The 15295-nt window shown below is 47.5% G+C and carries 20 protein-coding genes; all 20 read left to right on the top strand.

Annotated features, from left to right (window positions below; translation table 11 throughout):
• The first annotated feature begins 112 nt into the window (after nucleotides 1–112).
• The 20 genes from MLD56_RS16355 to MLD56_RS16260 all read left to right on the top strand — a co-directional run bounded on the left by MLD56_RS16355 (nucleotide 113) and on the right by MLD56_RS16260 (nucleotide 15290).
• On the top strand, nucleotides 113–325 hold the full coding sequence (locus MLD56_RS16355) for a hypothetical protein (RefSeq protein ID WP_241113350.1): 213 nt from the start codon (nucleotides 113–115) through the stop codon (nucleotides 323–325).
• Between the two features lie 211 nt (nucleotides 326–536).
• Nucleotides 537–1841, top strand: coding sequence for a site-specific DNA-methyltransferase (locus MLD56_RS16350; protein WP_241113349.1), 1305 nt, complete (start codon nucleotides 537–539; stop codon nucleotides 1839–1841).
• Nucleotides 1842–1978: 137 nt separating this feature from the next.
• A complete protein-coding gene (locus MLD56_RS16345; protein WP_013372024.1) occupies nucleotides 1979–2197 on the top strand; it encodes a hypothetical protein in 219 nt (72 codons plus the stop codon).
• Nucleotides 2198–2342: 145 nt separating this feature from the next.
• A complete protein-coding gene (locus tag MLD56_RS16340) occupies nucleotides 2343–2870 on the top strand; it encodes a hypothetical protein (RefSeq protein ID WP_241113348.1) in 528 nt (175 codons plus the stop codon).
• Between the two features lie 66 nt (nucleotides 2871–2936).
• Entirely contained in the window at nucleotides 2937–3821 is an 885-nt protein-coding gene (locus MLD56_RS16335; RefSeq protein ID WP_241113347.1) for a phage terminase small subunit-related protein, read from the top strand.
• A complete protein-coding gene (locus MLD56_RS16330; protein WP_241113346.1) occupies nucleotides 3815–5500 on the top strand; it encodes a terminase large subunit in 1686 nt (561 codons plus the stop codon). Before MLD56_RS16335 ends, MLD56_RS16330 begins: the two co-directional genes overlap by 7 nt.
• On the top strand, nucleotides 5501–6997 hold the full coding sequence (locus MLD56_RS16325) for a phage portal protein (protein ID WP_241113345.1): 1497 nt from the start codon (nucleotides 5501–5503) through the stop codon (nucleotides 6995–6997).
• Nucleotides 6990–7820 (top strand): phage minor head protein, encoded by an 831-nt coding sequence (locus tag MLD56_RS16320; protein ID WP_241113344.1) that lies wholly within the window; start codon nucleotides 6990–6992, stop codon nucleotides 7818–7820. The genes MLD56_RS16325 and MLD56_RS16320 overlap by 8 nt, the downstream gene beginning before the upstream one ends.
• 83 nt (nucleotides 7821–7903) lie before the next feature.
• A complete protein-coding gene (locus MLD56_RS16315; protein ID WP_241113343.1) occupies nucleotides 7904–8497 on the top strand; it encodes a hypothetical protein in 594 nt (197 codons plus the stop codon).
• 59 nt (nucleotides 8498–8556) lie between these two features.
• Nucleotides 8557–9816 carry an XkdF-like putative serine protease domain-containing protein gene (locus tag MLD56_RS16310; protein ID WP_241113342.1) on the top strand — a complete coding sequence of 420 codons (1260 nt, stop codon included), beginning with the start codon at nucleotides 8557–8559 and terminating at the stop codon, nucleotides 9814–9816.
• Nucleotides 9817–9834: 18 nt separating this feature from the next.
• Nucleotides 9835–10767, top strand: coding sequence for a phage major capsid protein, P2 family (locus MLD56_RS16305; RefSeq protein WP_241113341.1), 933 nt, complete (start codon nucleotides 9835–9837; stop codon nucleotides 10765–10767).
• Nucleotides 10767–11129 (top strand): Rho termination factor N-terminal domain-containing protein, encoded by a 363-nt coding sequence (locus tag MLD56_RS16300; protein WP_241113340.1) that lies wholly within the window; start codon nucleotides 10767–10769, stop codon nucleotides 11127–11129. Before MLD56_RS16305 ends, MLD56_RS16300 begins: the two co-directional genes overlap by 1 nt.
• On the top strand, nucleotides 11098–11484 hold the full coding sequence (locus MLD56_RS16295) for a DUF3199 family protein (protein WP_241113339.1): 387 nt from the start codon (nucleotides 11098–11100) through the stop codon (nucleotides 11482–11484). Before MLD56_RS16300 ends, MLD56_RS16295 begins: the two co-directional genes overlap by 32 nt.
• Complete coding sequence (locus MLD56_RS16290) at nucleotides 11481–11807, top strand: hypothetical protein (protein WP_241113338.1); 327 nt, start codon at nucleotides 11481–11483, stop codon at nucleotides 11805–11807. Before MLD56_RS16295 ends, MLD56_RS16290 begins: the two co-directional genes overlap by 4 nt.
• Nucleotides 11794–12288: an HK97 gp10 family phage protein gene (locus MLD56_RS16285; protein ID WP_241113337.1), complete on the top strand. Its 495-nt coding sequence runs from the start codon at nucleotides 11794–11796 to the stop codon at nucleotides 12286–12288. Before MLD56_RS16290 ends, MLD56_RS16285 begins: the two co-directional genes overlap by 14 nt.
• The gene (locus MLD56_RS16280; RefSeq protein WP_241113336.1) at nucleotides 12288–12749 is read left to right on the top strand and encodes a hypothetical protein; all 462 of its coding nucleotides are present in this window, start codon (nucleotides 12288–12290) and stop codon (nucleotides 12747–12749) included. Before MLD56_RS16285 ends, MLD56_RS16280 begins: the two co-directional genes overlap by 1 nt.
• A 170-nt stretch (nucleotides 12750–12919) precedes the next feature.
• A complete protein-coding gene (locus tag MLD56_RS16275; protein WP_241113335.1) occupies nucleotides 12920–13153 on the top strand; it encodes a hypothetical protein in 234 nt (77 codons plus the stop codon).
• A gap of 72 nt (nucleotides 13154–13225) precedes the next feature.
• Complete coding sequence (locus MLD56_RS16270) at nucleotides 13226–13507, top strand: hypothetical protein (RefSeq protein ID WP_241113334.1); 282 nt, start codon at nucleotides 13226–13228, stop codon at nucleotides 13505–13507.
• Nucleotides 13488–14840, top strand: coding sequence for a phage tail sheath subtilisin-like domain-containing protein (locus MLD56_RS16265; protein WP_241113333.1), 1353 nt, complete (start codon nucleotides 13488–13490; stop codon nucleotides 14838–14840). Before MLD56_RS16270 ends, MLD56_RS16265 begins: the two co-directional genes overlap by 20 nt.
• Nucleotides 14841–14843: 3 nt before the next feature.
• On the top strand, nucleotides 14844–15290 hold the full coding sequence (locus tag MLD56_RS16260) for a phage tail tube protein (protein WP_064796729.1): 447 nt from the start codon (nucleotides 14844–14846) through the stop codon (nucleotides 15288–15290).
• The last annotated feature ends 5 nt before the right edge of the window (nucleotides 15291–15295 follow it).

The raw sequence follows: 15295 nt of genomic DNA, 5'->3' as shown, positions 1-15295 counted from the left end.
GTATGGGGAAACTGGGATGGAGTTAAACAGTTTTGTTTGCGACCTCGTTCATGTGTTAAAGAGGATAATTCTTCCTGAATGTCGAATTATGATGGCGAAAGGAGGGATTTGTTTGGGCTTTGGATTTCCGGTAGACACAGATTTAGTTATGAAATTGTTAATTGCGATTGGTGTGTGTATTATATTGCCACCGCTTGTTGCCGCAATTCTGTTTGGGAGAATTGTTCGTGTAGGAAATGCAGCATTTAAAATTCTTGTTTCTCTGGCAACCGTGGTAGGGGGCATCATGTTCTTTCTATACGGGCTGCAGAGAGTATTCAGTTAAAGCAGAGTTCAAGCACCTATTATTAAGGTGCTTTTTTCATGCCCAAAAACGCCTTCTGTGAGCTGTTCTAAGGGCTTGTATACGAGGATGTTCCTGTTTGCAAGGAAAAGGGAGCAGAAGGTCAGGGCGGGGCTGTTCCGTTGCTCTGTATCGAAATCTGCGCCAGCCCCAAGGTGAAAAACCAACTCAACTCAAATAGGGGGTATGAATCATGGAAATCAGAGTCCTACCAATCGAACAAATCAACGCAGCAGCATACAACCCACGGGTTGACCTTCAGCCTGGTGATGTTGAATATGAGAAGCTGAAGCGCAGCATCGAGCAGTTTGGATACATTGACCCGATCATCTGGAACGAGCGCACCGGGAACATGGTCGGTGGCCATCAACGCTACAAGATCATGGTTAACGAGCTGGGTCATACGGAGCTGACTGTAAGTGTTGTTGACCTGGACGATCAGCAGGAAAAGCTTCTCAACCTAGCGCTTAATAAGGTCAGCGGGAACTGGGATGATGAAGCACTATACCGTCTGCTGGATGAGCTTCAGGAAAGCGGAGCTGATCTAGCCCTGTCCGGTTTCGATTTGGAAGAGTTCGAGGATCTGGCCGCAGAGTTTGCTGTGCCACAGGATGAAGCTTTGGAACTATCGGTTACTGATGATGACTTTGACGTCCAGCGTGCTTTAGATGAAATCAAGGAGCCGGAGACCAGGCGCGGGGATGTATGGCAGCTTGGCCGGCACCGTTTGGTGTGTGGAGATGCGACCAATCCTGATGATGTTGCACTTTTAATGGACGGAGCCAAAGCAGCGCTGGTCGTTACTGATCCGCCTTATAATGTGGCAGTTGAGAGTGTTTCAGAGCGTCTGGCTGCTGATGGCCGTAGCAGCATAATGAACGACAACATGCCCGCTGAGGACTTCGCGGGCTTTTTGTATGCCGTTTTTTCAAACTATGCAGTGGTGATGCAGCCTACAGCAGCCATTTATGTGTTTCATCCTTCCTCCTATCAAATTGACTTTGAAGAAGCGATGAAGGTTGCTGGAATAGTCGTCCGATCACAATGTATTTGGGTGAAGAATGCGGCTTCCTTCGGCTGGGCACAGTACCGCTTCAAACATGAGCCGGTCTTTTATGCTCACATGAAGGGGAAAGCTCCTGCCTGGTACGGTGATCGGACACAGACAACGGTATGGAAGGCTGGCCTGCCTGTTGAGGACCCGCTGCCTGAGACAGTATGGGAGGTTTCGAGGGGCGATGTGAACAAGTATGTCCATCCTACTCAAAAGCCTCTTGATCTGTTGGCCATTCCAATTAAGAATAGCAGCCAGCGTGGTGACGAGGTTGTCGATTTCTTCGGCGGCAGCGGCTCCACACTTATGACCTGTGAGCAGATAGACCGGACATGCCGGACATTGGAGTTGGACCCTGTTTTTTGCGATGTGATCAAAAAGCGATTCCTAGAGAGCACTGGTATTGAGCCAGTCCTGTTGCATCGGGCTGAACCCGTAGCATAGGAAAAAGGAGGACGCGCTAACGTCCCCCCATTCACCCAGGGTATCCCCCGGCTGAGACAGCGGCCCGCCACGCGTGGCATTTTGCGAATATCCGCTGTCTCGCATTCCAGTATATAGGAAAGCCGAGGGATACGACAATGGGAACAGACAACGAACAACAAGATGCATTACTACAACGTGAAATAGAGATCGTCGAGGGAATCCTCGAATCCAAGGCGCAGTACCGGAAAATTGTTAAGGCTGGCATAGCTCAATGGGTCAAAGACCTACAAGCTGGAAATATAAAAATGCAGACGGTCCAGGACTTAGATCGTCTGATTGAGTTGGATATAAAGCTTCAAAAGGATGAATTGTAAAAGCACATAATAATCTTTCTAGTTGATTCATAAATATGGATTTATTAAACAATAATATGATCCTATTGTAAGAAAAATTAAAAACATGGAATCTTTTAGTAGACTGAGGTGGTAGTTAAATATACAAATATAGGAGGAATAAGCTTTGAAGAAAAAACATTTTATTGCACCAGCCTTGGCACTAGGTCTAATAGGGGGAGCTATTGCCGTACCCAATGCGATTTTTGCAGATTCAGATGTAACTGATTCTGCAACATCGTCTGCGGTGACTCAAGATGCTGGTACAACAGCAGTTCCTAACGATCATGTAGGTACTGCAACAACTACTGGTGACCATGTCATTACTCCACAAGCTACTGATGGACAAATTGTCGATCGTCCATTATATGGACTTAATGATTCTGCTGATTTTGACATTAAACCAGGATATGGATATGTAAGATTGTACTTGAGAAATACAGGAGACACTACTATATCCTTTACCGTAAATCAGGGAAGTGCGTCTGGTGCGGAAAAGTACAGTGGAACGGTAAAACCGGGTAGAACATTCGATGAACAATTAAATTCAAGCAAGGCGTGGTCCGCAGGGAAATTTTATGTTAGTTTAAGTAGTGGTTCTGGTCCCATGTCTGGAAAGCTAGGAGTTCGGACTAGTACTAATACGGATTTTTAAATTTAATTGCTGGGAAAGCGAGCCAATGAGGCTCGCTTTTTTTGTTGGGGGTGGTGATTGTGTAGCATGGCCAGAGAGCGCAGTCCTGAGCGGGACAGGGCAAAACAGATGTGGCTGGAGAGCGGCGGAGCGATGAAGCTAAAAGACATCGCCGCCGCTCTTTCTATTCCAGAGGGTAGGGTCCGCAAATGGAAGTATATGGATCGCTGGCAGGATGAATTGAAAGGGAACGTTTTTGAATCCTCCAATGGGAACGTTCCAAGTGGAACGAAAGGGAACGCTCCTAAGCCAAGGGGAGCGCCAAAGGGGAACAAGAACGCTGTCGGCAATCGCGGCGGTGCTCCCCCAGGTAACCAAAACGCCAAGGGGAATAATGGAGGACCGGGTGGCCCCCTTCGTAATAAGAAGGCGCTAAAGACAGGGATGTATGAAACTATCTTTCTTGATGCCTTGGAGGAAGACGAGCAGGAGCTGTTTGATCAGATTGATACTTCCCCTTTGGCCCAGCTTAATGAGCAGCTTATTATGCTATCCATCCAAGAACGGAGACATATGCGCCGGGTCAAGCAGCTTGAAGCTGGCCTGACCGACGAGGAGAAGAAGATCAAGCAGGAGCTGCACCAGCGTAAGGACAAGGTTCCTTATACTAGCCCAAAAACAGGAAAGCAAATCAATTTGTCTGTTGAAACCGAAGGTATGAAGGTCACGGAGATTACCACCGTTGTTGCTTCCAAACTGGACAAGATTTTGAAACAGGAAGAAGCGCTGGTTAAAACCCGTGACAAGAAGCTTCGGGTTATTAATCTTATTGCCAGCTTGCAGCAGGAGGAAGAAAAGCTGGGGATAGCTCGTGAACGGCTGGAGTTGGATAAACGTAAGTTGTTAGGTTATGGCGGCGCGGAAGGGGATGAAGGCGATGACGACGATGACGAGGAAGATGACGAATGGTAATCACTCTTGCTAAGGAACATCGCAAACGAGCAAAACGGCGACTAAGAGATCGTCTTGAAAAGCTGGTCGAACTTAAAGGGGTTCTAGCCGATTTTGAACAGTTCTGCTGGCGTATGCTCAAGATCAAGACGAAGGTCGGTTGCATTATGCCGCTGACGCTCAATGATGCCCAACGGAAATACGTCCGTGTGGTATTTAGTCAGATCGAAGCAGGAAAGCCTGTCCGGATTATCATCCTTAAAGCCCGACAGATGGGTTTTTCCACCGTCACGGAAGCACTGATCTATTATTTCACATCACTGCAAGAGGCGAAGAACGCCTTTATCGTCGCGCAGTCTTCTGATGCCTCCAGCAACCTTTATGATATGTTCCAGTTCTATTATGAAAAGGTTCCGGCAATCATCAAGCCAATGAGCCGAAAGAACAATGCTAAGAAACTCACCTTTGAGAATCCAACGATTCGGACAGCGGACCGCCGTAGGAATCCGGGGCTGAAATCGAAGATCACTGTACAGACTGCGGAAAGCCGGGTGCTTGCCCGTTCGGACACGATCCATTACCTGCATGCTTCAGAGGTGGCATTCTGGCCAGCCAAGAAGAAAAAGAAGCATCTATTGTCATTACTGGCAGCCTTGTCCAAGGAACCGGGAAGCTTGGGCGTGATCGAATCTACCGCCAATGGCATGGAAGAGTTCAAAAAAATGTGGGATGCAGCCGTTAAGGGCGAGAGTGATTTTACTCCGCTCTTTTTTGCATGGTTTGAAATGCCTGACTATCGCAAGCCGGTGCCGCCAGGCTTTGAGTTAACCGAAGAAGAACGCGAGCTGAAAGCAAAATATGGTTTGGACGACGAACAATTGCAGTGGCGGCGGTATACCATTCGGAACGATTGCGGTGGCGATCCGCGGCAGTTTGACCAGGAGTATCCTTCTGAGCCCGACGATGCCTTTCTGTTATCTGGTGAAGGTATCTTCGACAACAAATTTATTAAGAGTTTGCGAGATGGAATCAGTATCATTGGCAATTACTACGAGATTGATTTTGTTAAAAACAAGATCATCCCAGCACATACTGGTGAGTTGGTCATCTATCGGCAGCCGGAGCAAGGAAAACGGTACGTTCTGGCGGCTGATACGGCGAAAGGGAAGGAAGACGGTGACTATGATGCGGCTTACGTGTTGGAAGAACGCACAGGTGAAATGTGTGCTGCTCTACACGGTAAATGGGACACGGACTTGTACGGAAAAAAGCTGAACACTTTAGGGTTGTATTACAACACGGCGCTGCTAGCCGTAGAGAACAACAATACTGGTGAGTCGGTGCTGAATACACTGTTCAACACTTGCCATTATCCATTGTTGTTCATGCATAAGAAGAGTTTTGGCTGGAATACCAACCAAGCGACGCGACCAGTCATGATTAGTGACTTTAAAGAAGCGGTCCGGGATCAACTCTTTGAAATTTACTGTCCGGACCTGTACAGCGAGTGCATGACACTGATTGATAAAAACGGCAAAGCAGAAGCAGACAGCGGCTGCAATGATGACCGGGTAATGGCATATTCCATTGCGTTGCAAGTGCGGCAGGTGGCTAGTAAGTGGTTCGATTGGTACGCAAAGAAACAGAAAAAGCGGGAGGAATCCCGTGACGACTACAACGAGGGAGTGGGGTGGATTTAGATGAGTGAGGGACATGCACAATGGTTTCAGATCAGCAAGGCGGAGAGCGAACGACATATCCCATCCAGCGCTCAATTGCCGGATTTATTTGACGATCTGTACGATCTTCACGGCCTGTTACCCTTCGCACTCGGGAATGATCCTGCTTCCTGCAAGTTGCTAGTGAAGAACAGCAATATCATTCCACAGTGCATTGAGGCGTATAAGCGCAACATTGCGGGTTATGGTATCGCCTTGGAGTATTTGCCAGGCGAGAGCGATGAAACTGCACTAGACGAATGGAACAAGGCTGAGAAGTTCCTTGAAACCTGCAATCTAGAGAATACGCCGGACGAAATCATCAGCCAGTTGATTGAGGATTTGGAAAGTACGGGGATGGCTCATGTGGAGGTAGCTTGGCCTGTGGGTTCGGAGTTCCCGACCATTTTCCGAATGAACCCGAAATATGTCCGCTGTACGAAGGAAAGTACCAAGGCGACTATCAAGCGCAAACGGCGGATCAGCTCTACAAAACAAGTAGAAGAATTTTCGCAGGAGATTTACGCCCGACGCTATGCTATGAAGCGCAATACTTCTGTCGTATGGTTTCGCTTATTTGGTACGGAGGCAGTGGAAGGTAAGGAGGAAAATCAGATCATCCCGCTTCGTATCGGTCATGACGGCCCTTATGGGGAGCCGCGCTGGTTTGGTAATGCGCCTGGCGTGGTCGGCAGCCGTGAAGCCGAGGAACTGAACGTTTCCTACTTCTCCAATGGTCGTATGCTCTCTATGTTGCTGACCGTTACGAATGGCCGCCTGACAAAACAATCTATGGAGCTGCTTAAAAAGGTGAAGGGTTCCGATTCTCAAGGCGGGATTTTGTATCTCGAAGCCATAGGGGAAGAAACGGGCGGTCCCAATGATGAAAAGATTGAAAAAACAGCGATTAAACTTGAGAAGCTTAATGACTTGCTTCAACAGGATGCACTTTTTTTGGAGTATGGTAAAGAAAAGAAAGCCGATATCCTGTCTGCTTTCCGTCTGCCGCCGATCCTAGTCGGCCAAAGCTCAGATTACAACCGGGCGACCGCCGATGCAGCTCTACGCTTTGCAGAAGAACAAGTTTTTGAGCCTTACCGCAAGTGGATCATGGCAGAGATATTCAATAAACGCCTGTTCCCGGCTATGGACATTTTCCGGGTACGTGCTGTTTTACGCGGGCCGAAGATCATTGACCCTGCGGATCGTAAGGCTATGCTGGACTTTATCGCAGACCGGGGCATTATGCTGGTGCGGGATCTGATTCCGATTGCCGAGGACGTGCTGGGAACTACCATCGACGAAACCAAGTTCACCGAGGAATATCTGGACACACCGATTGCACAACTCGCGGCCAGTCAACCTGCGCTACTGAAACCGGAGCCTGACACCGATGCAGACGATTTGCAAGAGCGTGTTGCTACAATTGCCAAACGCTTGTTAAAACAGGCTGACAAGGAGGCTGCTTTGCATGTGTGAGTCGTGTTGGGCGCTGATTGCAAAGGCTGATGACGATGAGTTTTTGGACAGTCTAGAGCTCAGCTACGTTGAGCGCAAGGTGCTAGAGGAATTGTACAAACAGGGCGAGGACAAGATCACTGAGATTCTGGAGCTTCAGGGACAGGCGTTGCATGATGCCATTGCCGAATTGAGCGAGGATGCCCTGGGCGATATCGGTGAGTTGGGTAAGGTGCTTATTGCCTTGCATACCACGGATGTATTCGCGGAGCTGTTTGAGCAGGCTGTGCAGGAAGCCTTCGAGCCATTATTTCACTTGGCCGGTGAAACGGAACTGGTCGCACTGGACAAAGAAAAGGTCTGGAGCACCAGCAACAAGGCTGCTGGTCGTTTCGCGAAGAAGCTCAAGAAGCTGGTTCCCGACATGAACAAAGCATCTACGGATGTGTTGCTGCGCAGCTTCGGCAAAGCCATTGAGGAAGGGGCTACACCTTCGGAACGAGCTTTGTTGGTGCAAGAGGTCAGCGCACAGGCTGCCAGCGGGGAAGATGGTCCATTCAGCATGCAACGGGCGCAGCGCGTGTCCAGAACCATGAGTACAGCAGCGGCCAACGGTGGCAAGCTGGAGGGCTGGAAGCAATCCGAAATCGCCAAGGGCAAGAAATGGCGGTCTGCTTCTGGAACACGTACCCGCAAGAGCCATCGCAAGGCCAATGGTCAGGTGGTACCGCTGGATGAACCGTTTAAAGTCGGTGACAGCAAACTGATGTATCCCGGCGATCCGTCTGGGGAGGCAAAGGAAATTGTTAACTGTCGCTGTACGATGCAACTAATGTTGGCTTAATCTAATAATTCCATTTTAATCATGGTAAATCATGAGAACTTGGAATATGATTTCAATATCATGAAATAGGAGGCGCTGCATTAGTGAATTATAGTAAGTATTTTCATAAAGACGTAAAAGTTTTTCAGTTAAGAATTAGGAAGAATCCTAATAATCTTTTAGGTTTCCCTGATGGACCACTTTTTCCTTGTCACATGTTTGTTGAAAATAATGGAGTGATTGAATACGTTTCATCCCCAATTAAGGCTAAAGACAGTATGATTAAGGATGGTTCAATTATCACAGTGGTCACTTTAGATCGAATATATCGATTATCGCGAAGAGAAATTAGTCATATTGATGGCCCATTTGATTATGATATTACAAAAACAATTTCAACTACTGAAGCTGCAAATTATGTAGGGAAAAGTGAAATGGAGATACAACATGATTTGAAAGCCGAGAACGATCAAGTGTCCATTGTAGAAATGCAAAAAAAATATGGAGCTTACAGTGTTATACCCAAACAGAAAAAACAATACTATGAGACAGTAGTGAGAGATATTTATAGATATCACAGCAGGGGGAACTGGATTAAAAATACCTGTTATTTAATAGATATGCCATTTCACCTACAAAGTGTTGAAAGATATGTAAGAGCAGAGAGAGAAAGATTGGGATTGGTTAATAACGCTTAATCATAAAATTGGAGTCGCCATTAGGCGGCTTTTTTTATTGAGAGGAGGTGAAAAGAAAGGTGCCAAGAGAACTAAAAAATGTGGACATTACCCACATTAGCTATGTGGACAAAGGAGCCAATCAAAAGCGGTTTTTCCTGACCAAAAGTGAGAAGAAGCCTAATTTTGAAAAGCAAGTCCGCCTGATCACCAAGGCTGATGATCCGAAGCAACTGGTTTACGGAGTTGTATACGAACCTAACGCGGAGGACACGCACGGCGATATCATGACGGCCGAAGAAATTGAAAAGGCTGTTCATGGCTTTATGTCTAATATGGCTATTGCCAAAGGAGCAGTCATGGATACCCAACATGACTTTGATCCAGGCGTTGGGGATGTGGTCGAATGTTATGTTGCTCCTGTAGATTTTGAAATGGGAGGAGAGACGATCAAGAAAGGTTCCTGGGTGCTTGTCACGAAAGCGAGTGATGAGATTTGGGATAAGATTCAGAGCGAGGAGGTGACCGGCTATTCTATGGCTGGCACTGCTGAAACCATTGAAAAACAACAGAAGTCTGCTGCCAAGTCTAATGATGAGGTAACAGGCTTTTTTAATGTCATGAAATCATTTTTTTCTGGCGAGAAGATTGCAAAAGGTGCTGTTGCTGATAAGTACAACAAAGGCCGGCCGAGTCGCGAATTTTGGGCCGCGCAGGATGCGCTCAACACGGTTCTTTTTAATTGGGACAGTTGGAACAGTGGAATGGAAAGCGATCCGGACGCGATCCGGGAAGCCTTACAGGATTTCGTTGATATTGCTCAAACCGTTTTGATTCAAGAGGACATTATGAAGGCGATGGGAAAACCGCCTGAACAAATTGCTAAAGCAGGGAAAAAGATTTCGGATGGCAACATGAAACACATTGACGATGCCATTGCTGCATTGACCGAATTAAAAACAAAAACCGCCCCTGAAGAAGATGAGGGGAACGAGGAGGAAGACGATTTGAACGCTGAAGATATTGCAAAGGCTGTCCAAGCTGCCATGGCTCCAATCGCCAAACAGGTAGCGACACTATCAGCAGAAGTTACTGAGTTGAAGAAACAGGAGGGAGTTGACCCTGAGCAAACTACTGGAACTGAGCAGCCTGTTGATTCACAAGCAACTGCCCTGACTGATGCTATCACTAAAGCCATTGCCCCATTGACGGAGCAAGTCCAAGCGATGGCTACAGATGTGCAAATTGTTAAAAACAGTCGCGGTGGTTCCGCTCAAGGAGGTACCGTAGACGAAATTCAAAAATCTACTGGCGGCGTGAGCTTCGGCGGCCTTCTGTAATCGAAAGGGGAGATAAACATGAGAACAAACGGACAAATCATCAAATCCACCATAACGAGCACGTTGGATCAAACGGCCCTGAACTATGAACAGGTGGACAAGTTTACTGAAATGGCTTATGAGTCTACGGAGTTTCTAAAGGGGATTCGCACGGTTAACAAGATTAGTTCTAAAGGTACACTTGACAAAATCGGTGTGACTGGCCGTAACCTGCGCAGTAAAGTGGAAAATAAGGAGGCTACCAATACGGCTGCACCTACTTTTCCTCAAGTGCCATACGCTGTAGCTCCTGTGGTCTTGCCGTTTGAAATCACGGAGGAATTTATCCGTCAGACTGAACGTGTACGTGGTCAGAATGCCGAGGAAATCATCATGGCTGCCATGACCAAAAATTACGGTGAAAACATGCAGGATATCGGGTTCAACGGGGATACTGCTACGCCGAATACGGACCCTGATTATGCTTTCCTCAGCATCAATGACGGATGGCTCAAGTTGGCGAAAACCAAGGGCAACTTCATTGACTGGACTACGCTTCCTGATGTGAAGAAAAAAGGCATCTTCTTCGAGATCGAGCGTGCAATCCCTACTCGCTTGCGTACAGGTGGCGTGTTCAAATATTTCATGCACCCAAACACATTTAGTGAGCGTATTCAGGCACTGGCTGAGAAAGACACCAGCGCATCTATTCAGTTGCAAATTACTGGCGGTGTGAAGAAGATTAATGCTTACGATGTGGTCGAAGTCGCACATATGCCAGAGGGTGCCGTGTTGTTCACTTATCACGATAACTTTGCGTTGGTTAACACCTATGACATGCAGATTCGTAAAACTACCGAGGGCAGAGAGGCCATCTATGCAGACAAGCGTTTCTACGCTATCCATTCGGATTATGACTCTATCTTTGAGGAACCGGGGGCAGTTGCATACGTCGAAGGGGTGGAATTTTAATGGCCTATATCACATATCGAGGAGAAAACACCTCTTTGATGCTTTATGGTATCCGCTTTGTACCAAAGGTGCCGGTACTGGTTGATAATGAATCTGTCATTAAAAATTTTCGTGAACGCTCGGATTTTGATATCAAGGAAGAAAAGGTTATTCCGCTGGAAGACCTTACGTTGATCCAGCTTAAAGATAAGGCTAAGGCTGCCGGGATTAAGGGATTTAGCAACATGAATACACAGGATCTGATCACTGCGCTACGAGGTGGAGGTAAACCTACCGACAATACGCCACCTGCAGGTGATCCGGCGAAACCTGAAGGGGTTGACGGTAAAAATGCTGACGCCAACAATACTCCAACAGCGTAGCCGCGTAACCCCGATCCAAGAGGCATCGGCAGAGCTGCTACAGCAATACATTGACGACGCACAAGTGCGCATTGAGCTGTACTTGCCCGTTCCCTTCCCTGATCCAGTAGACAAGCAGATTATGCTTGCCTGGGTCAAGTTGGCTGAGGGACTAGCCCTACAAGACAGTGAGGAATATCTTGCATCTGTGGCGCGTAATTACGCGTCCGAGAGTGATGGAGCTTGGACGTACACCCGGCAGGCTGTAGAAGGCAAGACAACGGGTAATCCCGATGTGGACGCTATCCTGTTTCTGTGGATGAAAAAGCAACAGGCGGGACCGGATAATGGAAACATCACGGCATATTTGTTATGAACCATCGTTTTCACACGCCACTGTCTATGTATCGGATAGAGAGCAAAAGGGATGATGACGACCTGTTCGATGATCGGAAATCCGGTAAGGTTGCTGATTTGAAATGTTTCGTCGTGAAAACACAGACGGAAGCTAAGGCAGACGCTAAACCGGTTATGTACATCGTCAAAAAGACGATAGGAGTGCCGAAGAAAGCCGATATCCGGTTAAGCGACGAAGTGGTGCTGTTGGGCCGCCGATACTTGGTGATTGACTCCATACCGCGTCGTTACTGGCGCGAACTGCTTGTAACATGTGAGGTGAAGGGAAATGACCGTGCATGATTTTGATGGGCTGGCCCGACGTTTTAGGCGCATTGCAGATGAGGGGATGGAACGCATTTTACGTAACATCGCAGAGGCAGCCGGGGAAACGCTGCTTAACCTGATCATTGATGAAATTGACCGACAGGATCTGATCGACACCGGAGCCATGTGGCAGTCCTTTTCCCGTGGCGACAATAACAACGTGTGGGAATGGGATGTAGACCGCAACGCGATCACGCTGGAGCTTGGTTCCAACCTGCCTTATGCACAATTGGTCAATGATGGTTACACCATTGAGAAGAAACATTTTGTGCCGGGTTACTGGAATGGTGGCGGCTCATTTGTCTACGATCCGTCTGCCAAAACCGGGTTTATGGCAAAGCCCCGCAGTTTCATCGGTCGGCACTATTTCGATATTGCCGTGGAGCACCTTGAGGGCGGGATGAACCAACTGATCATGCGACGCCTGGAAGTCGAACTCGAAAGGATGTTGCGCTGATGATGGATGTGGGAGTAAAAGCCTGGGCTGAGATTGTGCGGCGGGTGTATCCTGATCTGTCTATTCTGCGAGATCGGTCTAAATGGCTGGCTGGTAATTTTAAGTTGCCTGCCGTGTTTATCGAGAAGGATCTTGTTTCGGACAAGGTTCACACGCCGCGAGCTGATCGGATCATTGAAGATGTAGGGCTGGTGTTCCACTATGACAAGGAACGAGCGGACGAACAGGACGAGGGGGAGCCTATACCGCTTGATCTTGACCCGTTTTTCACCTACCTTCGGCAGCAGCGGTTTAACGTTGCTTCCAAGCGTTTTGGGATTGTGCTGGTTATCGAGCCGCCACGCACTCGTTCGGAAAAGGATCGAATCGAAATCACTTTCCGGTACTCTTACCTACTCAGCGTAGAGAAACAGCCAGTGGAAAAGATCAATGATTTTTATATAGAGACTTCAACAACTTGATCAGAGAGCTAGTCTTACCCAACCGAAACAAATCACTAAACAAATTAAGGTGACAGCAATGAGCACAGCATTTTATTCCTCTAATATCTTGAAACCCTTTAATATGTGAATCGTATGTATTGTGGTACATATATGGGTGATTCAGGAATTGTTGTGAGGAGGATACCGTATTGAAAAAAAGCACAAAATGGGTGTTGTGGCTTTTAGGTTTAATCTTTGGTGGTATTGTTTTAAACTTTTATTTAAATTTTTTCTCAGTCGCCTATGCACTGATCGGTTTACTTCTAGCTTTCTTTTCTGGTTGGGGTGCTATTGTCAAACTGAAAAATGACGTTAACCAATACGAGGATCACTATAAGAGACAATCCTACGTTGAAGATGACATAGAGAAATATACAAAATAGTTTGAGTCGTATAAGAAATGCTGCGTATTCTCTAGCAGTATTTTTTTATTTTGTAAGAGAGGAGTCGCATTGATGACCACAGAAAAACAAGTTTATTCCGACAAAGATAATCTACAAAAGTGGACCAAACAAGAATGGATGGAGAGCGCAGCGGTCTTGAAGGCAGAGCCTTACGAGATTGCGGGCGCTCTTTTTGATTGCACTCCTGATGCCTTGTTTTCGCGGGCAGAAGTGGCGCAGAGACTGGATGCGTATTTGCGTCCGACCAAGGAAACTCCCGCTGCTGCTGTGCCAGTTAAGCCACAAGTGAAAAAAGCAAAGGAGGAAACGGTAAATGACAATTCAGCGGGCTAGATCCAGCGCTTATATTGCGCTGCTGGTAAAGGCGCGGTCCCGTGTTGTTCCCACAACTGGCCGTGTACTGATACCGTATCAAGCAGAATGGGGCGCACCGAATCAGGCTGTTGATATGGCCGATGATTCTGAGCGTCTGAAGGAGTCTGGCAAGCTTGTGGATGTACTGGAGCTTGCTGCCGAAAGCGGGGCGACTGTTATCGGCTACCGGGTTACAAACGGCGAAGAAAAGGCTGCATCGGTAGCTGTTGCTGACAGTTACACCGTAGAAGCGCGTTATCCAGGCACACGAGGCAACGATTTTGAATATATGGTGCGTCCCGCACTTATAGATGAAACCAAAAAGGAAATTGTTATACGTGACACCAAAGGCGTGTATGACACAGAAACGTATCTGGTTGCAGACAAGGCCGCTGCTGTGGAAGCTCTTAAAAAATCGGCTATGGTTCGTTTTAAAGATACTGGAGCTACTGCCCTTGCAGACGTGGCTTACACCAAACTGGATGGCGGCACAACCGGTATGGCCACACTGGCGGCAGCCGACTGGAATCGCATCTTCAACCGGGTGTACGGCCTGACGTTTGATACTATTTACCTTTCCGCAACTGATCCGGCTGTACAAGCTTCCGCCAAACAATGGCTGTTGGATCGCCGCGATAAGGGCCATAAGCTGGCGACGTTGGTTATCGCTGGCCCTGCGTTTACGGACGGCGATATTGAGGCCCACAATGCTCGTAGTCGGGCTATGAATGCCCGTTATGTAATTAACTGCTCTCTTGCTGGCGATCACACCAACGGCAAGACCTACACATCCGTCGAATGGGCGGCATGGGTGGCTGGGTTGGTTGCGGGTACACCTGCCAATAAGTCATTTACAGGTGTCAAAGTTCCGATGACGCAGGCAAAAGTGGACTGGAGTCATAGTGAAGTGTTGAAAGGACTTGCAGAAGGAACGCTGATGGCCACGCGAGATGGGTACGACTACGTTATCGAGCAGGCCATCAACACACTGACCACGCTCGGACCAAATGAGCGTGAGGACTTCGGTAAAATCCGTGTCTCTGCCACAATTGATCAAGTCATGAATGATATCTATGATGCGGGCAAGAAGTGGAAGGCCAAGCTGGATAACGATAAGGAAGGGCGCAGCATGTTTATTTCTGCTGTGTTGGAATATCTCAAAATTCGTGCTCAGCAGAAGGCTATTGCAGACAAATTCAGTTTCTCGGAAAATCCAGATAAGACAAGCGAGAACGATTATGCCTATTTCAAGCTCGGTGCCAAACCGCTTGATGCTATCGAAATTTTCTATACTGACTGGGAGGTTGAATAATAGATGGAACGCGAACTTATTGGACGTAATTTGTCCTTACAAGATGACAACGGCGAGGATATTCATACTGTCAAAGAGGTTGAGGTCAAGCTCACCACGGAAACATTGGATATTGTCAGAGCACGCCGTATGACGAAAACAAAGCAACTGACGGGTTATGAAATCCCGGTCAAAATCGTCATGTCCAAATTAGAATCACGGCTGCGTTACCGACTGCTGGAGGATTTTAAAGCGGGTAGGACCATGTTTTTGGCACGCATTACAGGCGGTCTTGAAGACCGGATCACTGGCAACACGGAGAAAGTGTTGATTACTGGTGTCCACATCCACGGAGAAATGGACATCCTGATTGCTAAAATTGATGATAACAACGGCATCGATATTACTTTAGAGGGTACAGCGACGGACTTCGATTTTGTCGAAAAGTTCCCGGATTATATGTGGGAGTAAGAGGG

This window comes from Paenibacillus peoriae (assembly GCF_022531965.1).
GTDB classification, from domain to species: Bacteria; Bacillota; Bacilli; order Paenibacillales; family Paenibacillaceae; genus Paenibacillus; species Paenibacillus polymyxa_D.
Note: the sequence above shows the minus strand (reverse complement) of the source record. Positions and strands in the feature narration are given on the sequence as shown.